Source organism: Halogeometricum limi, assembly GCF_900115785.1.
In the GTDB taxonomy this organism is placed as follows: Archaea; Halobacteriota; Halobacteria; order Halobacteriales; family Haloferacaceae; genus Halogeometricum; species Halogeometricum limi.
On record NZ_FOYS01000002.1, the window covers coordinates 597,124 to 621,557 of the forward strand.

General features: G+C 68.2%; 30 protein-coding genes. 10 read left to right on the plus strand and 20 right to left on the minus strand.

Annotated features, from left to right (window positions below):
- Positions 1-23 precede the first annotated feature (23 nt).
- Positions 24-377: a helix-turn-helix transcriptional regulator gene (locus BM282_RS07970; protein ID WP_089878983.1), complete on the plus strand. Its 354-nt coding sequence runs from the start codon at positions 24-26 to the stop codon at positions 375-377.
- A 180-nt stretch (positions 378-557) separates the two neighbouring features.
- On the opposite strand, the gene psmA is transcribed toward BM282_RS07970, so the two are convergent.
- The 11 genes from psmA to dapA all read right to left on the minus strand — a co-directional run bounded on the left by psmA (position 558) and on the right by dapA (position 9,675).
- Positions 558-1,322, minus strand: a complete 765-nt coding sequence (gene psmA, locus BM282_RS07975; protein WP_089878986.1) for an archaeal proteasome endopeptidase complex subunit alpha — start codon at positions 1,320-1,322, stop codon at positions 558-560.
- A gap of 6 nt (positions 1,323-1,328) precedes the next feature.
- A complete protein-coding gene (locus BM282_RS07980; RefSeq protein ID WP_089878989.1) occupies positions 1,329-1,808 on the minus strand; it encodes an Rpp14/Pop5 family protein in 480 nt (159 codons plus the stop codon).
- Positions 1,809-1,820: 12 nt separating this feature from the next.
- Positions 1,821-2,459 carry a class I SAM-dependent methyltransferase gene (locus tag BM282_RS07985; RefSeq protein ID WP_089878991.1) on the minus strand — a complete coding sequence of 213 codons (639 nt, stop codon included), beginning with the start codon at positions 2,457-2,459 and terminating at the stop codon, positions 1,821-1,823.
- On the minus strand, positions 2,443-3,138 hold the full coding sequence (locus BM282_RS07990; protein ID WP_089878994.1) for an RNase P subunit p30 family protein: 696 nt from the start codon (positions 3,136-3,138) through the stop codon (positions 2,443-2,445). The genes BM282_RS07985 and BM282_RS07990 overlap by 17 nt, the downstream gene beginning before the upstream one ends.
- 87 nt (positions 3,139-3,225) lie before the next feature.
- Positions 3,226-3,762 (minus strand): BGTF surface domain-containing protein, encoded by a 537-nt coding sequence (locus BM282_RS07995; protein WP_089878997.1) that lies wholly within the window; start codon positions 3,760-3,762, stop codon positions 3,226-3,228.
- A 147-nt stretch (positions 3,763-3,909) separates the two neighbouring features.
- On the minus strand, positions 3,910-5,016 hold the full coding sequence (locus BM282_RS08000) for a M20 family metallopeptidase (RefSeq protein WP_089879000.1): 1,107 nt from the start codon (positions 5,014-5,016) through the stop codon (positions 3,910-3,912).
- Positions 5,017-5,883, minus strand: a complete 867-nt coding sequence (gene dapF / locus BM282_RS08005) for a diaminopimelate epimerase (protein ID WP_089879003.1) — start codon at positions 5,881-5,883, stop codon at positions 5,017-5,019.
- Positions 5,880-7,139 carry a diaminopimelate decarboxylase gene (lysA, locus tag BM282_RS08010; protein WP_089879007.1) on the minus strand — a complete coding sequence of 420 codons (1,260 nt, stop codon included), beginning with the start codon at positions 7,137-7,139 and terminating at the stop codon, positions 5,880-5,882. The genes dapF and lysA overlap by 4 nt, the downstream gene beginning before the upstream one ends.
- Positions 7,136-7,981, minus strand: a complete 846-nt coding sequence (locus tag BM282_RS08015) for a 2,3,4,5-tetrahydropyridine-2,6-dicarboxylate N-succinyltransferase (protein ID WP_089879010.1) — start codon at positions 7,979-7,981, stop codon at positions 7,136-7,138. Before BM282_RS08015 ends, lysA begins: the two co-directional genes overlap by 4 nt.
- Complete coding sequence (dapB, locus tag BM282_RS08020) at positions 7,978-8,748, minus strand: 4-hydroxy-tetrahydrodipicolinate reductase (protein ID WP_089879012.1); 771 nt, start codon at positions 8,746-8,748, stop codon at positions 7,978-7,980. The genes BM282_RS08015 and dapB overlap by 4 nt, the downstream gene beginning before the upstream one ends.
- Positions 8,749-9,675, minus strand: coding sequence for a 4-hydroxy-tetrahydrodipicolinate synthase (gene dapA / locus BM282_RS08025; RefSeq protein WP_089879014.1), 927 nt, complete (start codon positions 9,673-9,675; stop codon positions 8,749-8,751).
- Between the two features lie 294 nt (positions 9,676-9,969).
- On the opposite strand from dapA, the gene BM282_RS08030 reads away from it, so the two are divergent.
- The gene (locus tag BM282_RS08030) at positions 9,970-10,467 is read left to right on the plus strand and encodes a LabA-like NYN domain-containing protein (protein WP_089879017.1); all 498 of its coding nucleotides are present in this window, start codon (positions 9,970-9,972) and stop codon (positions 10,465-10,467) included.
- Between the two features lie 5 nt (positions 10,468-10,472).
- Here BM282_RS08030 and BM282_RS08035 read toward each other — a convergent pair whose 3' ends face one another.
- Together BM282_RS08035 and BM282_RS08040 are read right to left on the minus strand one after the other, a co-directional pair.
- Positions 10,473-11,363, minus strand: a complete 891-nt coding sequence (locus BM282_RS08035; protein WP_089879020.1) for a DUF7847 domain-containing protein — start codon at positions 11,361-11,363, stop codon at positions 10,473-10,475.
- 60 nt (positions 11,364-11,423) lie between these two features.
- Positions 11,424-11,603 (minus strand): hypothetical protein, encoded by a 180-nt coding sequence (locus BM282_RS08040; protein WP_089879022.1) that lies wholly within the window; start codon positions 11,601-11,603, stop codon positions 11,424-11,426.
- Positions 11,604-11,723: 120 nt separating this feature from the next.
- On the opposite strand from BM282_RS08040, the gene BM282_RS08045 reads away from it, so the two are divergent.
- Complete coding sequence (locus BM282_RS08045) at positions 11,724-12,242, plus strand: PUA domain-containing protein (RefSeq protein ID WP_089879026.1); 519 nt, start codon at positions 11,724-11,726, stop codon at positions 12,240-12,242.
- Between the two features lie 16 nt (positions 12,243-12,258).
- Here BM282_RS08045 and BM282_RS08050 read toward each other — a convergent pair whose 3' ends face one another.
- From BM282_RS08050 to BM282_RS08070, 5 genes are all read right to left on the minus strand, one after another.
- Positions 12,259-13,230: a presenilin family intramembrane aspartyl protease PSH gene (locus tag BM282_RS08050; RefSeq protein WP_089879029.1), complete on the minus strand. Its 972-nt coding sequence runs from the start codon at positions 13,228-13,230 to the stop codon at positions 12,259-12,261.
- Positions 13,231-13,269: 39 nt separating this feature from the next.
- Entirely contained in the window at positions 13,270-13,497 is a 228-nt protein-coding gene (locus tag BM282_RS08055; protein ID WP_175501445.1) for an H/ACA ribonucleoprotein complex subunit GAR1, read from the minus strand.
- A 5-nt stretch (positions 13,498-13,502) separates the two neighbouring features.
- The gene (gene srp19 / locus BM282_RS08060) at positions 13,503-13,784 is read right to left on the minus strand and encodes a signal recognition particle subunit SRP19 (RefSeq protein WP_089879035.1); all 282 of its coding nucleotides are present in this window, start codon (positions 13,782-13,784) and stop codon (positions 13,503-13,505) included.
- Between the two features lie 51 nt (positions 13,785-13,835).
- Positions 13,836-14,435: an NADPH-dependent F420 reductase gene (locus BM282_RS08065; protein WP_089879038.1), complete on the minus strand. Its 600-nt coding sequence runs from the start codon at positions 14,433-14,435 to the stop codon at positions 13,836-13,838.
- A gap of 81 nt (positions 14,436-14,516) precedes the next feature.
- On the minus strand, positions 14,517-15,677 hold the full coding sequence (locus BM282_RS08070; protein ID WP_089879040.1) for a PGF-CTERM-anchored ABC transporter substrate-binding protein: 1,161 nt from the start codon (positions 15,675-15,677) through the stop codon (positions 14,517-14,519).
- Positions 15,678-15,743: 66 nt separating this feature from the next.
- Between BM282_RS08070 and btuC the strand changes: the two genes are divergently transcribed.
- From btuC to BM282_RS08090, 4 genes are all read left to right on the plus strand, one after another.
- Positions 15,744-16,763: a vitamin B12 ABC transporter permease BtuC gene (gene btuC / locus BM282_RS08075; protein WP_089879043.1), complete on the plus strand. Its 1,020-nt coding sequence runs from the start codon at positions 15,744-15,746 to the stop codon at positions 16,761-16,763.
- On the plus strand, positions 16,760-18,112 hold the full coding sequence (locus BM282_RS08080; RefSeq protein ID WP_089879045.1) for a heme ABC transporter ATP-binding protein: 1,353 nt from the start codon (positions 16,760-16,762) through the stop codon (positions 18,110-18,112). Before btuC ends, BM282_RS08080 begins: the two co-directional genes overlap by 4 nt.
- Positions 18,113-18,339: 227 nt before the next feature.
- Entirely contained in the window at positions 18,340-19,521 is a 1,182-nt protein-coding gene (locus tag BM282_RS08085) for a tubulin/FtsZ family protein (protein WP_089879048.1), read from the plus strand.
- A gap of 217 nt (positions 19,522-19,738) precedes the next feature.
- A complete protein-coding gene (locus BM282_RS08090; RefSeq protein WP_089879051.1) occupies positions 19,739-20,794 on the plus strand; it encodes a transcription initiation factor IIB in 1,056 nt (351 codons plus the stop codon).
- Positions 20,795-20,868: 74 nt separating this feature from the next.
- On the opposite strand, the gene BM282_RS08095 is transcribed toward BM282_RS08090, so the two are convergent.
- The gene (locus tag BM282_RS08095; RefSeq protein WP_089879053.1) at positions 20,869-21,048 is read right to left on the minus strand and encodes a hypothetical protein; all 180 of its coding nucleotides are present in this window, start codon (positions 21,046-21,048) and stop codon (positions 20,869-20,871) included.
- Positions 21,049-21,321: 273 nt separating this feature from the next.
- On the opposite strand from BM282_RS08095, the gene mobA reads away from it, so the two are divergent.
- Positions 21,322-21,966 (plus strand): molybdenum cofactor guanylyltransferase, encoded by a 645-nt coding sequence (mobA, locus tag BM282_RS08100; RefSeq protein WP_089879056.1) that lies wholly within the window; start codon positions 21,322-21,324, stop codon positions 21,964-21,966.
- A 21-nt stretch (positions 21,967-21,987) separates the two neighbouring features.
- Here the strand turns inward: mobA and yqeC are convergent, their stop codons facing one another.
- Complete coding sequence (yqeC, locus tag BM282_RS08105; RefSeq protein ID WP_089879516.1) at positions 21,988-22,737, minus strand: selenium cofactor biosynthesis protein YqeC; 750 nt, start codon at positions 22,735-22,737, stop codon at positions 21,988-21,990.
- 140 nt (positions 22,738-22,877) lie between these two features.
- On the opposite strand from yqeC, the gene BM282_RS08110 reads away from it, so the two are divergent.
- Together BM282_RS08110 and BM282_RS08115 are read left to right on the plus strand one after the other, a co-directional pair.
- Positions 22,878-23,387, plus strand: a complete 510-nt coding sequence (locus BM282_RS08110; protein WP_139229700.1) for an HTH domain-containing protein — start codon at positions 22,878-22,880, stop codon at positions 23,385-23,387.
- Positions 23,388-23,444: 57 nt separating this feature from the next.
- Entirely contained in the window at positions 23,445-24,428 is a 984-nt protein-coding gene (locus BM282_RS08115) for a class I SAM-dependent methyltransferase (RefSeq protein ID WP_089879061.1), read from the plus strand.
- The last annotated feature ends 6 nt before the right edge of the window (positions 24,429-24,434 follow it).

Genomic DNA, 24,434 nt, shown 5'->3' on the forward strand with positions numbered 1-24,434 from the left:
GGGTCGCGGGCGACTCACAGAATATGAGCGTAGGCGAGGCCGAAGCCCAACTCTCGGAGGACGAACTCGCAGGACTCGAACTCGTCCGAGAGTCGGGCGGCATCCATCAGAGCGACTTCTGGAAGGAACTGGACATCACCTCCCGGAAGGGGAGTCGTATCGCCGAGCGTCTGTTCTCGCTCGACCTCATCGAACGCGAGGAGACGGTGTACAACGGGCACAACACCTACTACCTCGAACCCACCGCGCGTGACCTCGACTTCTCGAAGCTCATGGCCGGCGACATGCTGTCGCCGTTCATCGGCGAGGAAGAGGTCAACGCCAACAGCAACGCGTTCTCGCAGTGGCTGATGAACCTCGCGTACGAAGAGTACTGAACGCGACTCTCTTTCTGGTCCGTTTCGGGTTTCCGCGTCGACGCGCGAGAGTCATCGCTCCGCGGCGTGTGCGATTCGGTGTCCGCCGCCCGCGCGGCGTTCGCTCGGCGGCCGACGCCGACGCTCCGAGGACGCGCAGTCGGTCGAAGAAGAACGGGAGAGTCCGCGGGATGCGGGTCGTTACTCGGCCGACTCGTCGGTCTCGTCTTCGTCCGACGGTTCGAGGTCGTTCTCGGCGATGTACTCCGAGATTTCGTCGTTCTCCAGTTCGACGAACGCCTCCGTCTCGGTGGAGATGGTGGCGACGTCGACGCCGCCGTCTTCGAGTTGGTCGTCGTTCGTGGAGGCGATGGCGCGGAGTGCGAGGCCGATACCCTCGTCGAGCGTCAGGTCGTCGCGGAAGTTCTCTTCGAGGTAGTCCTGCAAGTCACCGCGGTCCGCACCGATGGAGACGGCCTTCCACTCGTACGGCGTCCCCGAGGGGTCCGTCTCGTAGAGGCGCGGCGTGCCGTTCTCGACGCCGCCGATGAGGAGGGCGACGCCGAACGGGCGCGCGCCGCCGACCTGCGTGTACTGCTGGATGTGGTCGGTGACTTCCTTCGTCAGCGTCTCGATGCCGATCGGCTCGCCGTAGCGCAGGCGGTTGACCTGCGACTGGCGGCGCGCGAAGTCGATGAGTTGGCGCGCGTCGGCGACGTGTCCCGCCGAGGCGATGCCGATGTGGTCGTCGGATTTGTGAATCTTCTCGACGCTCGTCGGTTCCATGAGCGGAGACCGAGAGCGCTTGTCGGCCGCGAGGACGACGCCCTCCGGCGTTCGGACGCCGATGCTCGCCGTCCCTCGTTTCACTGCTTCCCGCGCGTACTCTACCTGGTAGAGACGGCCGTCGGGCGAGAAGATGGTAATCCCGCGGTCGTATGCCTGTTGTTGGGCTTGTCCCTGCATAAGTTATCACTCGAAATCGAGTTGCGTCGCGCCGACGAATCCGCCCGACCCGCGAACGTCGGTCCCTAAACGGCGGACGACGGCGGGCCGTGACTCGTCCTCGAACACGACGTCTCTCTCTTCAAGAGTTCCGGCCCCGCGTCCTAAATACCTTTCTTCACAGGCACGCACCGTGCCCGAGATACCGGCGACGCGGACGCCGACCGGGTCGCCGTTCACTTCCGTGACGCAGGCGAGGGCCGCCCGCGCCCGTCCCTCTTCGCCGCGGTACGCCCGCACGACGGTCTCTCCTTCGCCGTCGGCGAAGGAGAAGGACAGCACCGTCAGGTCGGCGGCGGCGCTTCCGGCGTCTCCGTAGAGGTTCTGCGCGGCGTACCAGAGTTCGCGCTGGAAGTCGCCGCGGTCGAACCGCGCGTCGGGCCACGCCTCCAGTTTCACGGCGAGGTAGCGCCACCGCGGTTGGAGGTGTTTCGGGAGGTGCTTCATCGACTCCTCGGACTACTCCTCGACCGGCACTCGGTCGCCCGCCTCGCCGAACCGTTCGGCCACGAGGACGCCCACCTGGTCGTGGACTCGTTCGACGGCGGTCAGGACGAACCCCTCGTCGGTGAGGGCGTCCGCGAGCGTCCCGACCGTCGCCGGGTCGTCCACCTCGGGGCTGTAGAACGGTTCCTCGGGGTCCGGTGTCCCGAAGAACATCACGTCGCCGAGGACGAACCGACGGGGGTTCAGGTCGGCGATGACCGCGATGGCCTCGCGTTTCTCCTCGTCGGAGAGGTGGTGCATCGCGAAGTTCGTCGTGACGATGTCCACCTCGCCGTCGTAGTTCGGGTCGCGGAATCGGCCCTCGCCGAACTCCACGTTCTCGATGCCCGCCTCGGCGGCCTTCTCTCGTGCGCGTTCGAGCATCCCCTCGCTGATGTCGCGTCCGACGACGCGCTTCGCGTTCGGCGCGAGGGCGAGTGCGATGGCTCCCGTCCCGGTCCCGATGTCCAACACCACGTCTTCCTCGGTGGGCGCGGCGTGTTCGACGACGAGGTTCGCGCAGGCGCGGTACGCCTCGGAGTCCTGCGTCTCGTCGTAGTCGGTGGCGATAGCGGAGAACCGGTCGGCGTGTTCCTCAATCGTCTTCTTCATACGTGCCACGTTCGACGCCCGGGGCTATGAACGACTCGGAGCGTCGCCGCCGATTCTCGTCGGCGAGTCGGCCCCACTCGTCGAGTCCGTCGCGGACCCACTCTCCGCCGAGGCCGAGTTCCTCGCCGACGGCGACGAGTTCTCTCGGCGCGCGGAGTTCGAGATGCGACCGCGCGTTGGCGCTGACGACGTACGGCGTGTCGTAGTGGTCGAGGATGCGTTTGAGCTTTCGAAGGTCGTCGACGTGGCGGACGCGGTGCCCGCCGGTGGCGCGGAGGACGGGTCCGAAGTCGAACTCGACGCGGACGCCGTTGCGCGTCGCGGCCTTCGCGAGCACGTGGTTGAAGTCCCCCTCGCCCGCGAACGGCCGGGTGAGCACGTCCACGCGGGCCTGTTCGACGGCGAAGCGGTTGAGCGCGTTCGTCCCGCCGCGGACGAGGAGGAGCGTTCGGTCCGGCCGGTAGTTCCCGACCGCACCGCTGGCCTGATTCGGGCCGTCGGCGACTATCTCGGCGGCGTCGACGACGTCGCAGGAGAGTTCCGCGCGAAGCGTCTCGTAGTCGGGACGCGCGTCGTCGGCGCGGACGACCACGCCGTCGTACCCGTAGCGGTCGGCCGTCGTCGCGAACCGGGCCACCGTGCTGTCGCCGTCGGGGTGGGCGTGGACCGCCTCGTACATACCCGATTCGACTCCGCGGACCTGTATGGCAGTTACGCTTCGGGCGTCTGCCGTCGGCAAAAAAACGAGGGGCGGGAACTCCGCCGCTCAGGCGCGGCGCGCGAGGAACAGTGCGACGACGGCGGCACCGACCAGACCGGCGAGTGCGCCGAATCCGGGAACCGACGTGCTGCTGTCTTCGGTCTCTGTCTCGGGTTGTGCTGCGGCGGGCCGGAGGTCGCCCTCGTAGGTGGTCTCGGGACCGCTCGCGTCCGTCGCGTGCCGGACCGTCACGTTCACCGACGTGCTGGCGTTCTCCGACAGGTCGCTCAGGTCGACCTGCGCGGCGTACGTGCCGTCGTCGGTGACGTTCGCGCGGGCGTCTTTCGAGAACCGGTACTCGCCGTCGTTCGAGCGGACGTAGACGAGCAGTTCCGTCCCGGGTTCGAGCGTCGTCTCACCGGCGACGGTCTGGTTCTCGGCCGGGTAGAACGTCGTCGAGGATTCGGCCGGCGTGAACGCGTCCGCGGCGGCGACGGGTGCCACGACGGCACCGAGTGCGACGAACGTCGCGAGGAGGAGCGTCGCACCGACGAAGCGGCGCGGGGACTGTGCATCGGCGTCTTTCGGAGGGCGTTCGGTCATGGAAATCGGCAGACGACGCTCGGGTGGGGCGGCGTTAATAGTTGTCGAGCTAAAAATTACGGCAACATCGCCCGGCAGTGAACAGAACTGCGTGCAGTGGGACGGAGTTCACCGGAGACGGCCGAGCGTGAGACGCCCATGCACGTCTCAGCAGTCGCCGACGAGTTCGGTCGTCGCGTCGGTGAGTGCGTCCGCCGCGCGCCGAACGTCGTCGACGCGGACGTACTCGCGTTCGGCGTGCGCGACGGCACCCTCGTCGTCCGCGAGAACGCCCGGTCCGAAGACGACGACGGGTTCCGGCGAGAAGTACGACGCCTCCGTCGCGGCGGTGAACGGACGAATCGAACCCGACCCGCCCGCGCGCTTCGAGGCGGCGGCGACGGCGCGGACGAGTTCGTGGTCCTCCTCGGTCGCGAACGCTTCGAGGAACGGCGTCGGTCGGTCCGTCAGCGCGAACGAGACGCCAACGTCGTCGGGAACGGCGTCGCGGATGGCGTCCTCCAGAGAGGACCGGAACTCCGCGGCCGTCTCCGGGGGGACGCTCCGCCTGTCGAGAACGAGGCGACACTCCGCCGGGACCTGATTAGTCGACGCGCCTCCGTCGACCATCGTCGGCGTGAGCGTCGCCGCGCCCAACTGCGGGTGCTCCTCTCGCCCCTCGTCGAACGCGCGAATCGCCGCGAGCGCCTGTTCGAGGGCGAACACGCTGTTGACGCCGGACTGCGGTTCGGCGGCGTGCGAGGCGACGCCCGAGAGGGTGAGCGTCCCCTGAAATCGCCCCTTCGCCGCGGTGCAGACGTCGAGTCCCGTGGGTTCGCCGACGACGTACAGGTCCGCGTCGACGTCGAGTGCCGCCGCGCCCGTCGAAAGCACCTCCTCGTCGGGGGTTATCGCCAGCGTGACGCGGGCGTCCGCCGCGGGTTCGACGGCGAGAAACGCCGCGAGGATGGCCGAAAGCGGTCCCTTCGCGTCGCAGGACCCGCGGCCGCGAATCACGTCGGTCCCGTCGTCGTCCGTCCCGCGTTCGAAGGGGACGTGCGGCGAGACGGTGTCGATGTGCGTGTTGAACGCGAGATGTCGCTCGGGGTCCGCCGCGCCCTTCGCGGCGAGCGTGTTGCCCGCGTCGTCCACCGTCGCGTCGATTCCGTGTTCCGAGAGCGTCTCGACGAGGAACGCGCGCATCTCCGTCACGTCGTCGTTCGAGGCCAGCGGCACCGCTCGTTCGAGAAACGAAACGGGGTCGAACGCCGTCATCTACCGGGAGCGAACGGTCACGTCGAGTTCCGTCTCGAACTCGTGTTCGGTCGGACCGGCGAGCGTGGCGGGACCGCCCTCAGGAACCGTTATCTTGAGGTCACCGCCCGGCGGGGAGACGGTCACGGGGTCGTCGCCCGAGACGAGTCCGACGCGCTTGGCCGCGGCGACGACTGCGACGGCACCGGTGCCGCAAGAGAGCGTCTCACCCTCGACGCCGCGTTCGAAGGTCCGCTGGCTGAAGGACCCGTCGTCGTTCCGCGAGGCGAGGACGACGTTCGCGCCGTCGGCGAACACGTCGGCGTTGCGGACGGCGGGTGCGACCGCTTCGAGGTCCACGGCGTCCACGTCGTCGACGAACGCGACGGCGTGCGGGACGCCGGTGTTCACGGCCGTGACGGTGAGGCCCTCGACGTCCTCTTCGACGAGTTCCTCGTCGCGGGAGAGGGGCACGTCGCGCGGGTGGAACGAGGGTTCGCCCATCTCGATGGTGACCCGGTCGCCGTCGATGCGGGCGTGTCGCGTCCCCGCGGGCGTGTCTATCATCAATTCGTCCGACCCGGTTCGGTCGGCCGCCCACGCGGCCGCACAGCGCGCGCCGTTGCCGCACATCGCCGCGACGGACCCGTCCGGTTGGACGAGCGTCATCACGACTCGCGGCGGGGAGTATCGGCCTTCGAGTGCGAGAAAGAGGACGCCGTCCGCGCCGCGTCGGTCCGACCCGCCGTCGATGCCGGAGTCCCGGTCGCAGTGCGCCGTCGCGAACGCGGGCCGGTCGGGGACCGACTCGGCCGCGTCGACGACGATGAAGTCGTTTCCGGTTCCGTGGTACTTTGCTACAGGTATTCGCTCTTCGAGTACGCTCATTGTTCTAAGGTAGTGAGGTCAGTCAGGGTCTCGCGCCGCCGGACGAGACGGGCCGTCCCGTCCGCCAGTGCGACTTCGGCCGGTCGCGGCCGCGAGTTGTAGGTGCTCGCCATCTCGTATCCGTAGGCCCCCGCGTTCCCGATAGCGAGGAGATGCCCTCGCCGCGGGGACGCAAGAGACCTGTTCTCACACAGCACATCGGCGGACTCACAGATAGGGCCCGCGACGGTGGCAGATATCGCCTCATCGTTCTCCGAGGTGGACAGGTTTCGAATCTCGTGGTACGCGTCGTACATCGCCGGGCGCAGGAGGGTGGTCATCCCCGCGTCCACGCCGACCACCGTCGCGTCGGGCGCTTCCTTCACGGAGTTGACGCGCGTGAGGAGGACGCCCGCGTCGGCGACGACGTAGCGGCCGGGTTCGACGGCGAGCGTCCCCGACACCTCGCCGAGTGCCTCGCGCGTCGCGTCGGCGACGGCTTGCAGGTCGAGTGGCGGTTCGTCCTCGCGGTACGGGACGCCGAACCCGCCGCCGACGTCCACGAACTCCAGTGGCCCGACGGTGGACGCCACCTCGCGCGCGAGGTCACCCATCCGCCGAACCAGTTCCCGGTGATTCGAGAGGTCGTCCCCGGAGATACCGCTGCCGGCGTGCGCGTGCAGGCCGACGAAGTCGAACTCCCCGGCCACCGACTCGGCGAGTTCGACCACGTCGTCGTACGGGACGCCGAACTTCGCGTTGCCGCCCGTGCGGACTTTCTCGTGGTGGCCCGCGCCGACGCCGGGGTTCGCGCGGATGCAGAGTCGGCCGTCGAAGCCGCGTTCGCGCAGGCGTTCGACGGTGTCCGCCGCGCCGACGGTTATCGTCATCTCGGGGTTCTCGCGCCACCGGTCGACGACGTGGTCCAGGTCGCGGGCCGGCGGGTTGACCGCGGTGTACTGTATCTCCGCGCCCTCGTATCCGGCGGCGAGTGCGCGTTCGACCTCTCCGGCCGAGGCGCATTCGGCGGCGAGTCCGACGTCGCGGACGGTTTCGAGGACGGCGCGGCCGGTGTGGGCTTTCACCGCGTAGCGAACCTCCTCGTCGGGGAAGGCGTCGAGGAGGCGCGCGCAGTTCTCCCGGACGCGGTCGCGGTCGATGACGTAGAGCGGAGTGCCGTACTCCTCGGCGAGTGCGGCGAGTTCGCTCTCGTCCCACTCGGAGAGGCGGCGAATCTGCGGATTTTCCTCGTTCGCTCCGTCACCGACGGAGCTCATTCGCGCAGTGCCTCCTCGCGTCGCGTCTTGTCGAGGGTGTCCTCCTCGATGTCGAGAGCGACGACGGCGGGTTTGTACGCCCCGCCCGCGAACAGGTCGTGGTCGCCCAGCGAAGACTCGACGTAGCGGGTGAACGCCCGGCGGTTCGACGGGAGGTGGCCGTACAGCACTTCGTCCTCGACGAGGTCGTAGACGGGGATGCGCGGCGACAGCAGCGTGTTCTCGCCGACGACGGTGTTCTCGCCGACGTGGAAGCCCGAGGTGACGCGACAGCCGGCACCCAGGGAGACGCCGTCTTCGACGATGACGGGCGCGTCCTCGACGGGTTCGAGGACGCCGCCAATCAGCGTGTTCGCGCCCAGCTTGACGTTCTCGCCGAGTTGCGCGCACGACCCAACGGTGTCACAGGAGTCGACGAGGGTGCCGTCGTCGACGTACGCGCCGACGTTGACGAACGAGGGCGACATCATGATGCAGTCCGAGCCGAGGTGTGCGCCCCGGCGGATAACCGTCCCGTCGGGCGTGTTGCGTGTCCCTCGTTGGCCGAGGTCCGCGGTCTGTCGGAGCGGAAGCACGTCGTAGTACGTCACGTCGCCGTACTCGCGGGCGATGGTCTCGCGCAGACCGAAGTTCAAGAGGATGCCGCGCTTGACCCACTCGTTGACGACCCAGCCGTCGGGGCCGGAGTCGCCCACCTGCTCGGCGGCCCGCACGTCGCCCTGTTCGAGGGATTCGAGGAAGGCGTCGAGCGTCGCCAGCGTCTCCGGGCCGGCGGCGTCGGCCGTGAGTTCGTCGTTCTGGTATCGGTTCCACAGGTCGTCTATCTCGGTTTGCATGCTCATGCGTCGAGTACCTCGTCGAAGTCGTAGCGTCCGGCCTCACGAGAAGAGAGCCAGACGGCGGCGTCCAGGGCTCCGGCGGCGAAGACGCCGCGAGAGCCCGCGCGGTGCGTCAGGCTGAGGAGTTGGTGGTCGTCGGCGAGGAGGACTTCGTGTTCGCCGGTGACGCCGCCCGCCCGTCGGGCGTGGACGCCAATCTCACCCTCGGTTCGGGGCTGGTCGCCCTCGCGGCCGTACACTCGCTCCGCGTCGCCGCGGACGTCGTCTATCTCGTCGAGCAGAGTGTTCGCGGTGCCCGAGGGGGCGTCGCGCTTTCCGTTGTGGTGCGTCTCCGTCACCTCCACGTCGTAGTCGGGGAGGGCGGCGACGGCTTCGCGGACGGCGCGGCGGAGGGCGGCGACGCCCCGCGAGAAGTTCGTCGCGTGCAGGAGCGGTATCGATTCGGCGGCGTCGTCGAGCGCACTCGCTTGCTCGTCGTCGAACCCCGTCGTCCCGACGACGGCGGCGACGCCCGCCTCCGCGCAGGCGGCGACGTACTCGACGCTCGACTCAGGGCCGGTGAAGTCGACCAGCACGTCGGGGTCCGTCTCCGCGAGGAGTTCGGGCAGGTCGTCGGCGTCCTCGACAGCGTGCCCGGAAATCTCGTCGACCGGACTCCGGTTCGCGGCGAGGACGACCCGAACGTCGTCGCGGCCGCCGGCCACGTCGAGGAGTTCCCGGCCCATCCGTCCGGCGGCACCGACGACGGCGATTCGGACGGGGTCCGCCATCTACTCGCCCTCCACGACGCCGAGTTCGAGCGACGACTCGCGCGTCGCTTCGAGGTCCGAGAGGAGTTCTTCCAGCGCCTCGTAATGTCCCTCGGAGAGTTCGGTCAGCGGCGGGCGAAGCGCGTTCGGACCGTAGCCGCGAATCTCCATCGCCGCGGTCACGGGGATGGGGTTGGTCTCCACGAACAACTGCCGGCAGAGGGGTCCGAGTTCGTGGTGGAGTTCGCGGGCGCGGGCGTAGTCGTCGTCGTCCAACGCGGCGCGAACCATCGCGACGGTTCGCTCGGGTTCGACGTTCGCGCAGACGGAGATGGTGCCGACGCCGCCGACGGCGAGGACGGGAAGCGTCAGTCCGTCGTCGCCCGAGAGGACGGCGAACTCCTCGTCGCGAGTCCGTTCGATTACCTCGGAAATCTGGTTCAGGTCGCCGCTCGCGGCCTTGTAGCCCGCGATGTTCTCGTGGGCGGCGAGGGCCTCGACCGTCGCCGGTTCCATGTTCTGGCCCGTCCGCGAGGGGACGTTGTAGACTATCTGGGGGACGTCCACGGCGTCGGCGATGGTCCGGTAGTGTTCGACGAACCCGGCCTGTTCGGGCTTGTTGTAGTACGGGGAGATGAGGAGCAGTGCGTCCGCGCCCACCTCGGCCGAGCGTCGAGAGAGTTCGAGGGCCTCGCGGGTCGAGTTCGACCCGGACCCGGCGATGACCGGCACGTCGACGGCGTCCACCACCGTCTCCACCACTTCGACGTGTTCGTCGTGGGTGAGGGTGGCGCTCTCGCCGGTCGAACCGACGGGAACGAGTCCGTCGACGCCGGCGCGTTCGAGGCGTCGGGCGTCGTCCGCGAGTGTCTGGTGGTCGATACTGCCGTCGGGGGCGAACGGGGTAACCATCGCCGGGTACACCCCTCGCAAGTCGAAGTCTGTCATCGTGTTTGTGTGTCGCGTGGTCGGTCAGTCGTCTGCACACTGCGTTCGGGTTCGAGGGTCGCCAAAGACGGGTCGCCACTCCCGCCTAGAGCGTCACGGTGTGCGTTTTTTGCGGAGAAAAGCGCCACGCGTCGCTGTCGACCGGTCCGTGCCGGACGGGGACGACGTGGTGAATGTCACGTTCGACGGACGGCACCACGAGGTCAAATAGCTTACGTCGTGCGCAAGAACCGCCGTCGGAGGGAAGGCGCGCCAGTCACGTCAATTGATAAGGTATCATCACGGGGATTGGGTATGACCGAGATTCACCCGAGCCAGCGGGTTGCCATCCTGGCGGACGCACAGAACCTCTATCACTCCGCGCAGAGCCTCTACTCGCGGAACATCGACTACTCGTCGCTCTTGGAGAAGGCCGTCTCCGGCCGCGAACTGACGCGGGCCATCGCGTACGTCGTCCGCGCGGACTCGCCCGAAGAGGAGAGCTTCTTCGAGGCACTCGTCGACATCGGGTTCGAGACGAAGATAAAGGACATCAAGACGTTCGGCGACGGGTCGAAGAAGGCCGACTGGGACGTTGGGATGAGCCTGGACGCCGTGACGCTCGCGAACCACGTCGACACCGTCGTCCTCTGCACGGGCGACGGCGACTTCTCGCGTCTCTGCTCGCATCTCCGTCACGAGGGCGTCCGCGTCGAAGTCATCGCGTTCAACGAGTCCACCGCCGACGAACTCGTCGAGGCCACCGACGCCTTCCTCGACATGTCCGAGCGACAGGACACCTTCCTCTTGTAACCCGCTCAGAACGAGTTCGCCGACGCGCCCGTATCGCTCGTCCGAACGTCGGATTCGGCCGGGCTGTCGCCGTCGTCGGTGCGGGGCCTGTGCGCGCGGTAGAACGCCGTCGCGTACGTCTGTTGGAACGTGAACAGAAGCATCGTCGTCGCCAGCGAGATGGCGGAGACGAGAACGACTTCCGTCGTGGAGAGTTGGAACGCCGCCATCTGCGAGGCGGCGGCCTGGTCCATTCCCGACTGTTGCATCTCCTGCAGTTGGTCGACGTTCGAGAGGACGGGGTACAGCGTCGCGCCGACGGTCGGAACGATGGTGACGACGGTGACGACGAGGCTGATGACGGAGTACCCGAGCGTACTCAGGAGGTTCCTTCGGACGAGTCCGACGCTCTCTTTGAAGCCGCCGATGGCGTCGGCGTCGCCGAGAGCGATGGCGACGGGGAAGAACTGGATGAAGAAGCTGATAGCGAGGGCGACGAGGACGACCAGTCCGACGACGGCGGCGAGGACGGGACCGGGGGCACCGCTCGTGGACGCCAGCACGAACGAGATTGCGACGACGATGAGGCCCACGATGGCGATGGCCAACACGAGGACGAACTCGACGAAGTTCGCCACCAGCAGGGGGACGTATCGGTTCTTCCCGACGCGTCTGAGCGTCGGGAGCGACGTGTCACCGTTCAGCGCTTCGCCGGCCATCCCGATGACGCCCGCGAGGAAGAACGGGGTGACGAAGAACGTCAGTATCTGGAGCAACGTCGGCGCGACGGGGATGCCGGCCAACTGCGTCGCCGTCTGCGGGAGTATCACCAGCGCGTACGCGAGGCCACCGAGGAACAGGACGGGGTTTCGACCGAGCGACCCGAGCGCCGTTCGGAGCGATTGGAGAGCTGCCATGTCCTTCGATTGTCAAAACAGCCTGATAAAATCACGTATTCCGGGCCCGGCGGCCCGACGTCAGACCGTACGGTGAGTGGCCGTCCCGAGGCGGTGCGCGACGGCGACGACGACGGCGGCGAGCGCAGTCGCCGCGAGAACGAGCGACAGGCGGCCGTCGATGCCGGATTCGAGAAAGAGCGCGCTACTGGCGAGGAGGAGCGCCGTTCCGAGCGCGACTTGCCGTACGTCCATCGACATACTCGTCTCGGAGCAGCCTCTGTCACTTAAGCACTTTCTTCTCACGGTGACCGTGATAGCAATTTACACGGCCGCGGGGGAGACCGCGACTGACTTCACGCACCGACGGCAAGCGGAGGTATGAGCGACGAGAACGAGGACGCGTCGAGTGCCGGCGACGACGGTGGCGACGGCGGCGACGCGACCCTCTCGGACCTGCGTACCGTCGCCGACTACCAGTTCGGCGCGGGGGCCGGGGACGCACTGTTTCCGCACGACGACCTGACCGTCCGGCGTTCGACCAGCGGACGCCCGCGACAGGTGCTCTCGGAGGACGGCCGCGTCGTGTCGTACGGCACCGACGGGCGATTCACCCTCGGCGTCGAAGGGGGCGTCCGTCTGACCGAGTCGCTCCCGGACCCGGCCAACCGCGTCGTCGTCGGGTCGGAGAGCGAACCGTTCGTGCGCGACGGGAAAAACACGTTCGCGAAGTTCGTGCAGTCCGTGGACCCCGCGGTTCGACCGGGTGACGAAGTCGCCGTCGTGACGCCCGACGACACCGTCATCGGCGTCGGCCGCGCGGAACTCTCCGCCGAAGCGATGGAGGACTTCCAGACGGGGATGGCCGTGTTCGTCCGACACGGCGCCGGTGAGGAGTAAGAGTCGTCGTCCTGCGTTACAGACCGAGTGCGGTCAGAATCGGCACGCCCGACGCGAGGGCACCGACGAGGTAGCCGCCGATGGTACCGCCGTTGAGGAGGGGGAGTCCGGCGTGCGCGCGTCCTTTCAACACCAACCAGAGCAGCGCGAACAGGCCGACGAACATGCCGACCATCGCGGTGAGCGCGGGGAGGGTGAGCGCCGGGATGCCGGGGACACCGAGGGAGGGGGCGAGTTCTCGCGGGAGGAAGAACGCCGCGCTCGCGACCATCACCGTCGGCATCACGGCGTCACCGAGGCCGATGAAGAACGCGTCGCGGACGGGTTCGTCGTCTGCGTCGTCGTCGGTCGTCCCCCGCTCGCTCTCCGCCTCGTCCGCGTCGTCGTGGACGTCGTTCGCACCCGAGAAGTCGTCGTCCAACAGCGAGTACGACAGCGTCGTCGGCACGACGAGGACGACGGGGATTCGCAGGTCCATCACGCCCTCCGCCAGGTCGAGCATGTGTTTCGTCCCGTAGACGCTGGTGGCGTCGTAGATGGCGAGGGCAGTCAGGAGGACGAGGGCCGGGAGGAGACCGAAGCTGATTCCGAACAGTCCGGCCGCGCCCGCGCCCATGAGGACGCCCGCGGTGTCGATGACGTACCACTCGGGATACGCCAGCAGTGCGCCGGAGACGGCCACCGCGCCGACGATAGCGAGGACGCCGGGAAGGACGGCGGAGAAGACGTACCACGACAGCATCCCGCTGGTGACGACGACGAGGCCGCGGACGGCCCAGTCGAAGTCGTACTTGAACGCCGCGAGCATCACGCCGGTGGCGAGGAGGATGGCACCGATGTAGACGACGCTGTTCGTCGGGTCCGTCGGGTCCTCGACGGTCTGATAGCCTGCGTCGTAGAACGTCGGGACGAGAGCCAGTGCGCCCAACTGGACGAGAAGGAAGATGAGGGCGGCGAAGCCGACGCCGAAGGCGACTCGTGTTCGCATAGACGACCGTTCTGGAGGGAAGGCTATGGGGGTTGTGTTTCAGCGCGCGTAGAGTTTCGTCCCCACGAGCGTCGCCGGGGCGACGCGGCCACTCGTCGAGATGGCGACGTAGGGACGACTGACGGGGCCGAACACGTCGACGACGCGACCGACCGACGAGAGCGACTCGTCGACGACTTCCCGACCGATGTCCGGGTGTTCCGCGCCTTCGCACCGCGCGATGGCGAGGTTCTGTGCGGTTCGCGAGACGGTGCCGACGCGTTGCATCGCCATCAGTCTCGGAGGATGCCGACGTAGGCGGCGACGGCCTGTACGAGGTCGTTCTTCGTCGAGTCCTCCGCGCCTTTCACGACGACGCGGCCGCGCGCCTCCCACTCGCGCGGGTGTTTCAGGTCGCGTTCGATGACGGCGTCGTATCCGATCTGTTGGACCGCCTTCGCTATCTCGTCGATGGTCGGTTCTTCCACGGCGTCCTCGAGTGGGACGCGTCGCCCCGCCGACCGCGAGAGCGTCGCGTCGAGGTAGCGAGGCCAGATGACGTTCTCCACAGCCATAGTCGGAAGACCGCGACGCGCCCGTAATACGGTTGTGGTCCGCGGGCGGCGTCAGCGACCCGCCGTCGCTCCGAGCAGGCGGAACGCGATGTCGCGCCCGTACGTCCCGCTGAGGTGAATCCAGAACCGCGCGAGGTGTTCGAGGTGCGTCGCCGCCGCGAGGTCACCGGCGACGACCGGTTCGAAGCCGAGGTCCGCCGCGAGTTCGGCGGCGACGGAGACGGCGTCCTCGTCGTCGCCGGCGAGGAACATCGTCGCCCGTTCGCCGTCGAACGCCGGGTCGGTCATCCGGTTCGCGCCGATGGTGTTGAACGCCTTCACGACGTTCGCCGTCGGCGCGGCGTCGGCAACGCGCGCGGCGACGGAGGCGTCTCCGCCCGGCGTCGGGTACTCGTTCGCCGCGTCGAGAACCGGCTTCCCGTCGAGTGCGTCTCGTAGGTCACCCGCCACCCCGGCGACGACGCTCGCCGGGAGGGCGAGTATCACGACGTCGCCGCGTTCGGCGGCCGCCCGTTGCGTGACGACGTCGACGTCCGCCACCTCGGCCGCCTCGGGGTCGCGCGACCCGACGACCACGTCGTGTCCGGCGGCCGCCAGTCCCGACGCGAGCGACCCGCCGACAGACCCCGTTCCGACGATTCCGACCTTCATAGAGACGTATCGACGCGGTGGAACATGGCCCTACCGAGCCGTCGAAAAGTCGACGTGTCGGCGAGAGACGGTGACCGCGCGTCAGCGACGGGTCGCCAACAGGGCGGCACCGAGAAGCGAGACGACCGCGGCGACGGCACCGAACCCGGGCGAACTCGCCCCCGTCTCCGTGGTCGCCGTCGCGTCACCGGCCGCCGTCGTCTGCGCGGCCGTCGCGTCGGTCTCGGAGGACTCGCCCGTCGTCTGCGCCTCCGTCCCCGTCGTCTCGTTCGCCTCGGCCTGCAGCGACTGGTACTCCTCGTACGCCTCGGGATGGACCGCCTGCATGATGGTCTCCGCGGCGTCGACCGAACGGGGCGCGGGCTGTTGGAGGTAGTTCTCGTTCACCTCGACGACGTTGCCCTCCTGCACGGCGGTGGTGCTGTTCCACGCCTCGTTCGTCGGAATCGTCGCGCCCGACGGGACGACGACGTACTCGGGGTTCATCTCGACGACCAACTCGTCGTTGACCTGTCCGAACCCGGTGACGTTCGCCTCGGCCGCGCCGTTTCTGAGACCGGCAGTCGTCATCACGTCGCCGATGAACGTGTTCGCCCCGGAGGTGTAGCCGTAGAAGTAGTTGAGACCGACGGGCTTCTCCTCGTCGGCGAGCGCTTCGCGCATCAGTTCTGCCGAGGTACGGACGTCGTCCGCGACGCGCCTGCCGGCCTCGCAGTTGCCCGTAAGTCGACCGGTCTGTTCGGTCTTGTCCGCGACGAACGAGAGCGACGTGCCCGTGCCGAAGACGAAGACGGGGACGCCCTGCGCGCGAATCTGGTCGACCCGGTCCTTCGCGAACCCGTACGTCGTGTTCGGGACGAGGACGAGGTCCGGGTTCGCCGCGAGCACCTTCTCGACGCTCGGGCCGCCCGCGCCCGAGACGTTCTGTTTCTCGTCGGCCCCGTCGAGGTACGTCGCGTACTGCGAGACGCCGACGACGTCGTCGGACGCGCCGAGTTCCCACATCGTCTGTGCGGCGCTCGGGTTCAGCGTGACGACTCGCTTGGGGTCGGAGTCGAGCGTCACTTCGGTCCCCGTGGCGTCCGTCGCCGAGTAGGGGAACGAACACGAGTCGGCCTGCGCGGCCGACGCGGCGGGGTGCGCTGGTGACGCGTCCGTCAGTCCGGTCGCCGCCGCGCCCGTCGCGGGCGCGAGAGCGACGACGAGAAGAAGCGATACGAGCGAGAGTGTCCTGAGTCGCATGTGCTCTGGCGTGTGCGTTAATGCAACAAGTATTTACCTAATCCAATTGGGATTGTATAACGACAGATGACCGTTCGAACGCGGGCGCTCGCGTGGTCGGGGGGCTTGAGTGTCCTCCTCGTCGCCGTCGTTCTCGCCAGCGCCGGCGTCGGCCCGGTGGCCATCCCGCCGGTGACGGTGACGAAGGCGGTGCTCGGCGACCTCCTCCCCTCCACGGGCTTTGCGGTTCCGAAGACGCACCGCGTCATCGTCGTCTCCGTCCGCCTCCCGCGCATCCTCCTCGCGGCCCTCGTCGGGTTCGCCCTCGCCACCGCGGGCGTCGTGATGCAGGGGTTCTTCCGCAACCCGATGGCCGACCCCTCCATCATCGGCGTCTCCTCCGGGGCGGCCGTCGGCGCCGTCGCCACCATCGTCCTCCCGTTCGCGCTCCCGTTCGGTCTCGAACTGCAGGGGGCGGCGTTCGCCTCCGCGCTCGTGACGGCGTTCGCCGTCTACCTCCTCGCGACGCGCGACGGGCAGACGCCGACGGCGACGCTCCTGCTCGCGGGCGTCGCGGTGCAGACGTTTCTCGGCGCCGTCATCTCGTTCATGCTGTTGCACAGCGGTCAGAGCCTCCGCCGCGTCGTCTACTGGTTGATGGGGCATCTGAGCGGCGCGACGTGGCACGAAGTCGCCGTCGCCGCTTCGCTCCTCCCGCCGCTTTTCGTCGTCCTCCTCGTCTACACCGACGACATGAACGTCCTCCTCCTCGGCGAGTCGGACGCGCACAGCCTCGGTATCGAAGTCGAGCGCACGAAGCGAATCCTCCTCGCCGTGTCGAGCGTCGTCACCGCGGCGGCCGTCGCCGTCTCCGGCGTCATCGGGTTCGTCGGACTCGTCGTCCCGCACGCCATGCGCCTCGTCGTCGGCCCGGACCACCGCGTCCTCCTCCCGACGAGTGCGCTCGCGGGCGCGTCGTTCCTCGTCGCCACCGACACGCTCGCACGCTCGGGCGCGACGGAGATTCCCGTCGGCATCGTCACCGCCGCCATCGGTGCCCCCTTCTTCCTCTACCTCCTCCGCACGCGCGAGGTGCACGGTCTGTGACCGACGCGAACCACACCGGCGACGACGCACACCCCATCGTCCGCGTCTCCGGACTCGGCGTCGAACTCGGCGGAGCGACCATCCTGGACGACGTGAACCTCTCCGTCGACCGCGGGTCGTTCGTCGGCCTCATCGGCCCCAACGGGGCGGGGAAGACGACGCTGCTTCGGGCGTTGAACGGCGCGCTCTCGCCGTCCCGTGGCACCGTCGACGTCGCCGGCGAGCGGATTCACGCGCTGTCGTCGAAGGCGGCGAGTCGCCTCGTCGCGACCGTTCCGCAGGACACGACGCTGACGTTCGACTTCGACGTGCGGCAGGCGGTTCGGATGGGGCGGACGCCGCACCGCTCTCGGTTCGGCGGGTGGCGCGAGGAGGACGAACGCGCGGTCGAACGCGCCCTCGACCGGACGCAGACGGCCGGGTTCGCGGACCGGTCGGTGGGCGACCTCTCCGGGGGCGAACGCCAACGCGTCCTCATCGCGCGCGCACTCGCACAGGAGACGCCGGTACTCCTCCTCGACGAACCGACGGCGAGTCTCGACATCAACCATCAGGTCCGGACGCTCGAACTGGTCCGCGAACTCGTGTCGTCCGGGAAGACGGCCGTCGCCGCTATCCACGACCTGAACCTCGCCGCGCACTACTGCGACGAACTCGTGTTACTCTCGGCGGGAACCGTCGTCGCCACGGGGCCGCCGGAAGCCGTCCTCACCGAAGAGACGCTCGAAGGCGCCTTCGGCGCGAACGCCGTCGTCGCCCGACACCCCGTCACCGGGTCCGTGTACGTCACCGCGCTTCCGGAGCGTTCGACGGCCGACGGCGATTCGCAGGGACGAGTCCACGTCGTCGGCGGCGGGGGAACGGCCGCGCGACACCTCTACCTCCTCTCGGCGGCGGGGTACGAGGTGTCCGTCGGCGCGTTGAACGAGGGCGACACCGACACCGAGACGGCGCGGAGTCTGGGTCTCGACGCGGTGACGGTGGACCCGTTCTCCGCCGTCGACGACGAGGCGGAGGCGGCCGTCGAGTCGCGCGTCGCCGACGCGGACTGCGTCGTCGTCGCCGACGTGGAGGTGGGCGCGGGCAACCTCGCGAACCTCCGGGCGGCGGCGAACGCCGACCACGTCGTCCTCGTCGAAGAACGTCCGTTCGCGGCGCGCAACTACGCCGGTGCGGCGGGCGAACGACTGTACGAACGACTCCGCGAACGCGGCGTCGCCGTCTCGCCGTCGGACGTACTGGCGGCCGTCTCCGACCGAGTCGGCCGTCGGGCGTCCGGCCCGCGCGACTCCGACCCGGACGACTCCGACTCGCGGGACTCACGACCCGAATCGCTCCCGTCCGAGTGAACGGAGACGCAGTCGGTGCGACAGACCCTCGTCAGCGTGTGGCTACACCGCACGATTTCGGAGAGAACCGAGAGACACCGCCGAGAACGGGTCGTTCTCACTTCGTGCACGTTCGTTCGTTTTAACTAGACAATATACTAGGTAAGACAGTCTTACTTGTGTGAATAGTCATTATCTCTGCCGACCTGTCTCTGTTCGCAGACTGTGTCGGAGGAGAAACACTCAACATGAAACTTGCACTCATCGGTGTCGGACAGGCCGGCGGAAAAGTGGTCGAAGCACTCTGTGAGTACGAGGCGAAGGCGGGCGTCGACTTCGTGGTCGACGCGATGGCGGTGAACACCGCTCGCGCGGACCTCGCCGGCCTCGACCGGATACCCGAATCGCGTCGCGTACTCATCGGACAGGCCCGCGTGAAAGGCCACGGTGTGGGTGCCGACAACGAACTCGGCGCGGAAGTCGCCGCGGAGGACGCCGACGAGGTGCTCTCCGTCGTCGACCAGTTCCGGACGCACGAGGTGGACGCGTTCCTCGTCGTCGCCGGTCTCGGCGGCGGCACCGGAAGCGGGGGTGCCCCCGTCCTCGCCCGGGAACTCCGACGCCTCTACACCGAACCCGTCTACGGGCTGGGTATCCTCCCCGGTCAGGACGAAGGCGGAATCTACACGCTCAACGCCGCGCGCTCGTTCAAGACGTTCGTCGACGAGGTGGACAACCTCCTCGTGTTCGACAACGACGCCTGGCGGCAGTCCGGCGAGAGCGTCTCCGGCGGCTTCGACCGCACGAACGAGGAACTCGCACGCCGTCTCGGCGTCCTCTTCAGTGCGGGCGAGACGAACGCTCGCGGGGCCGTCGCCGAGAGCGTCGTCGACGCCTCGGAGATAATCAACACGCTCGCGGGCGGCGGCGTCTCCACCATCGGCTTCGCCAGTACGGCGGTGAACCGACCGAAGCGAGGCCTGCTCTCTCGTCTCTCGAAGACCGCGGACGACGAGACGAGAGACGATGGAGAGGCGGCGAACCGCGTCTCCTCGCTGGTCCGCCGGGCCACGCTCGGCCGCCTCACGTTGCCCTGCGAAGTCGCCGGGTCCGAACGCGCGCTCCTCGTCCTCGCGGGGCCACCCGCGGAGATATCCCGCCGCGGGATGGAGCGGAGTCGACGGTGGCTCGAAGCGGAGACGGGGTCGATGGAGGTTCGCGGCGGCGACTACCCGATGAAGTCGGGCCACGTCGCCGCCGTCGTCCTCCTCGCGGGCGTCACGGACGTCCCGCGCGTGAAGGAACTCCAGCGCGTCGCTATCGAGGCCCAGCGAGACATGCACGAGAAGTCGGCCACCTCGTCGGCGAAACTGCAAGAACTCCTCCGAAGCGGCTCCGCCGAACAGGACGCCCTCGAACCGCTGTTCTGACCCACGCGAGAGTCGTTTTCCGTCCGCACCTCCCTCCTCCCGGCCGCGCTGTACATCCTCTGTCCCCCGCTGACGCCTCCTCGAACCGGGACCACCGTTCTACGAGTTGCTAGTGGATAATAATGTCGGTGGACTGCCAACACGTTTTTCCGGGCGGAGCCACTACGTGGGAGTGAGCGAGGGTCGGGTGCCGTTCTCCCCGACCTGCGACCTACCAATGAGTGACTCCGCTACCTCGCACGCGCGTCAGCGCGTTCAGGCCGACTCCGAGGGGCGTCGTACGGAGAACACCCGACGTGACGAAGACGAGACGGAGAGCGAACAGGGACGTGACGCCGACGAGACGCTTCGCTGTCCGGAGTGTGGCTCGGCGAACCTCGCGAGTGACGACGGACGCGGCGAGACCGTGTGTGAGGACTGTGGTCTCGTCGTCGACGAGAACGAGATAGACCACGGCCCGGAGTGGCGAGCGTTCGACTCGAAGGAGAAAGACCAGAAGTCCCGCGTCGGTGCGCCGACGACGAACATGATGCACGACAAGGGACTGTCGACGAACATCGGCTGGCAGAACAAAGACGCCTACGGCAACTCGCTGTCGTCGACCCAGCGCCAGAAGATGCAGCGACTGCGGACGTGGAACGAGCGGTTCCGCACCCGCGACTCGAAGGAGCGCAATCTGAAGCAAGCGCTCGGCGAGATAGACCGGATGGCCTCCGCGCTCGGCCTCCCGGACAACGTCCGCGAGACGGCCTCCGTCATCTACCGCCGCGCGCTGGAGGACGACCTCTTGCCGGGCCGGTCTATCGAAGGCATCGCGACGGCGTCGCTGCACGCCGCGGCCCGGATGGCTCAGGTGCCGCGTTCGCTGGACGAAGTCGCTCGCGTCTCGCGCGTGAGCGAAGACGAGTTCCAACGGGCGTACCGCTACATCGTCCGTGAACTGAGCCTGGAGATCAAACCGGCCGACCCCATCGAGTATCTCCCCCGGTTCGCCTCGGAGATCGACGTCCCGAAAGAGACCGAACGGACGGCCCGCGAACTGCTGGAGAACGCGAAGCAGAACAACGTCCACTCGGGCAAGTCGCCCGTCGGACTCGCCGCCGCAGCGCTGTACGCCGCCGCGCAACTGACGAACGAGAGCGTGACACAGCACGAAATCAGCGAAGTGACCGACATCTCGGAGGTCACCATCCGCAACCGCTACCAGGAACTGCTCGAAGCGTGGGACGCGACGCCGTTCGTCGGCGCCGGCGAGTCCGGCGCGGAAGCGTAGAGCCGACGCCGAAAAGCGCCGAGGTAGCGAGAGCCGACTTTTCTCCTCTCTCTCGGAACTCCCGCAGACTCGACTCAGAGGATAGACGGGTCTCCCTCGGAGTCGACGTCGTCGTTCAGGAGCGACTGGAGATGTTCGTACGGGACGAACGCGACGAACGTCTCCGTCTCGTCGTACAGTTCGACGCCGTGGTCGGTCATCGTGTAGTGCTCACAGTGGATGTCTCGGTTCGCGAGGACTGCTCTATACGTCATAGGTATCGCCGCGTCTGTGGTCGACACACGCTCGACCGCACGCGGTCGTGCGGTCGAGCGTGTGGACCACTCCAGACGCGTCTAGTACTACGCGTGCAGACGACAAGAACGCTAACGCCGTTCGTCGTCCGCGTCGTGCCGTCTCGTGCCGTCTCGTGTCGTCTCGTGTCGTGCTGTTCTGCGCCCTCCCCGCCCGAGTCGTCTCGCGCCGTACCACATCGCTCGTACCGCGTCGTCTCCGGATTTTTGTACGCCGGTCCCGACGGTCGAGGTATGAGCGACGAACCGATTCGCGAGGACCCGACGCGCGAGGGCGTCGTCCTCGGCGGCGGCTACTCCACGCGGTTCGGCGAGGCCGACAAGGCGCTCGCCGAACTCGCCGGGAAACCGCTCGTCCGACACGTCGTCGACCGCCTCGCCACCGTCTGCGACCGCCTCGTCGTCAACTGCCGAGACGAACAGGTGGACGAACTCCGGGCCGCCGTCGACGGTTGTGGCGTCCCCGTGGCGATGGCCCCCGACCCGGTCCCCGACCGCGGGCCGATGGCCGGCATCCAGACGGGACTCGAAGGCGTCGACGCCGAGTACGCCGCCGTCGTCGCCTGCGACATGCCGTTCGTCGACCCCGCGTTCGTCTCCTATCTCTTCTCGCGCGCGGCGGGGCACGACGCCGCCGTCCCCCAGCGAGACGACCAGTGGTTCCAGACGACGCAGGCCGTCTACCGCGCCGACGCGATGGCCGCGGCGTGCGGCCGCGCACTCGACCGAGGCGAGGGACGAATCGTCGCCGCGCTGGACGAACTGGACGACTGGGTAACCGTAACCGACGCGGAGATACGCGACCACGCCGCGCCCGAGACGTTCGACAACGTCAACACCCGAGAGGAGTACGAAGCGGCCAGAGAGCGTCTCGAATAGGGTATTTGGTCCGACTCGCCCTCAGTCGCGGTCGACGACGGCGACGACGGCGTCCGGGCGGTTCAGCCGAGTGACGAGGACTCGCGAGACGCGCGTCGTTCGGTCGAGGACGCCCCGTGCTATCTCTCGGGCCGTCTCTTCGAGGTCCGGCGTGTCGGCCATGTTGAGAATCGGGACGACGGATGCGGACTCGGGGACGCCTTTCAGTCCGCCCGACTCGTGTGCGAGCACCGCCGCCACGTCTTCGGGACGAATCTCGGCGTCCGGTTCCAGACCGGAGAGGGCGGCGACTCGCTCGGGTCGGTGGACCGCCGCCTCCGAGAGCGGTTCGCCGACGGCCCGGACGGAGGCGAGCGGAGTGACCACCGTCGCGGCGTCGGGAATCTGCGGTTCCTCCTCGGCCGGCGCTTTGAACAGACGATTTCGCGCACCGTCGGCCTTCACGAACAGCGGCGTCACGCCCGCGGCGGCCAGTTCGTCGACCACCGCTCGGTCGTAGCCGAGGTAGCGGTCCTCGCGTTCGCGTTCGGGGACGAGACCGAGCGGTCTCGGTTCGGTCTCTCTCGCGGCGGCGACGGGGTCGTCGGTGACGACGACGCGTTCGACTTCGTCGTCGAAGATGGGGATACGCACCGTCGCGGTGACGACGGCGTCGGATACCTCGCGGGCGAGTCGGTACAGCGTCGTCTTCTTCCCGCCCGCGCCGACGGCCGCGAGGACGGCGTCGGCGTCGAGTCCAAGCGCGTCGGGGAGCGTCGGTGTCTCGTTCACACACGACACCACGCGTTCGGGGCGCTTGAACACCACGGCGTCGGCCGGTTCGTCGGGGCGTGAACCGTTCTCACCCGACGGGAATCGAGGGTCCAGTTCATCCCCGCAGCGTGCCTCTCTACGGACGAGAGGTGAACACGATGCAAGAGACAGTCGGACGTCGACAGCAGACCCGTGCGCCGAAGACGGACGCCTTCGCCCGCGGGCGAACCGTCGAGGTGTGGGTACGGCGAACCGCGGACAGGCGGGCGGACGAACTGCCGTGCGTGGCGCAACTGCGCCGTCTCGAACGGGCGGGCGCGGTCGACGACGTGGTCGTTCGCGAGTGGGACCAGACGGTCCCCGTAGAGCGACCGCGGGGAGTCCGAGAGACGTTCCTCAGAGAGCGCATCGCGGACTTCCGCGAGTGGGCGTGGCTGACCGGGGCCGAACTCCCGGCCTTCGAGCACGTGGAGACGGTGGGCGTCGGGCGCATGGGACCGGAGCGAACGGAGCAGTTCCTGCCGCCGTTCGCCGTCGCCGTCTACGACGACGGCATCCTCACGGCGGTGCTTCCGCACGAACGCGGCGGGCACACGACGACGGTGACGGACTGGCTGGACCGACCCGAGGAGGCGGTCCGCCCGACCGAACCGCTCGTCGTCTGCTGAGCGGTCCCGTCTCCGCCGAAGCGTCACGCTTACTCCGGTTCACCGTCAGCATCGGACATGAACGTCCCTTGCGTCCGCGTCCCGACGAGCGAGGGGGAGGCGGCGCGGCGCGCCCTCGCCGACCGCGACCTCGTGGACCAGTCGTACGAGATTACCGTCCGAGAGGGGTCGCTGTACATCCCCGTGACGGACGCGTCCGCGGCCGGTTCGGAGTTCGAAGTCGTCGAGTTCGAGGTGGACGCCCGCGAGACGCAGACGATGCCCGCGGACATTCTCGGCTTCGAACCGACGTACGAACGCCTCGGCGACGTGGTGATTCTGGACGAGCACGACCCCGAACGCGCCCGCCGCATCGCCGACGGCATCGCCGACTCCGACCTCCGCGCGGAGACGGTGGTCAACCGCGCCTCGAAAGTGAAAGGCGAACTCCGCGTCCGCGACTGGGACGTCCTCGTCGGCACCTCCACGGAGACGGAACACCGCGAGTACGGGTGTTCGTTCCTCCTCGACATCGCCGAGGTGTACTTCTCGCCCCGACTCGCGACCGAACGACACCGCGTCGTCGAACAGGTCCGGGAGGGAGAGCAGGTGTTCGACATGTTCGCGGGCGTCGGCCCCTTCGTCGTCCCGATGGCGAAACGCGGTGCCGACGTGGTCGGCTGTGACCTCAACGCCGTCGCCGTCGACTACCTCCGCGAGAACGCCCGCCGAAACGGCGTCGAAGACCGAGTCACAGCGGTACAGGGCGACGTGCGCGAGGTGGCCGCCGACTACGAGGGCTGGGCGGACAGATTGGTGATGAACCTCCCGCACAGCGCCGGGGACTTCCTCGACGCCGCCGTCCGACTGGCGGGCGAGGAGTGCGTGATTCACTACTACGACATCCAGCACGAGGACGACCCGTTCGGCCCCGGAATCGAGGCTATCCGCGAGGCGGCCGAACCCGAGTACGAGGTTCGCATCGACACCGAGCGAATCGTCCGGTCGTACGCGCCGCACGAGTACAACGTGTGTGTCGACGTCACGCTCACTGCGCGCTGATTCGGA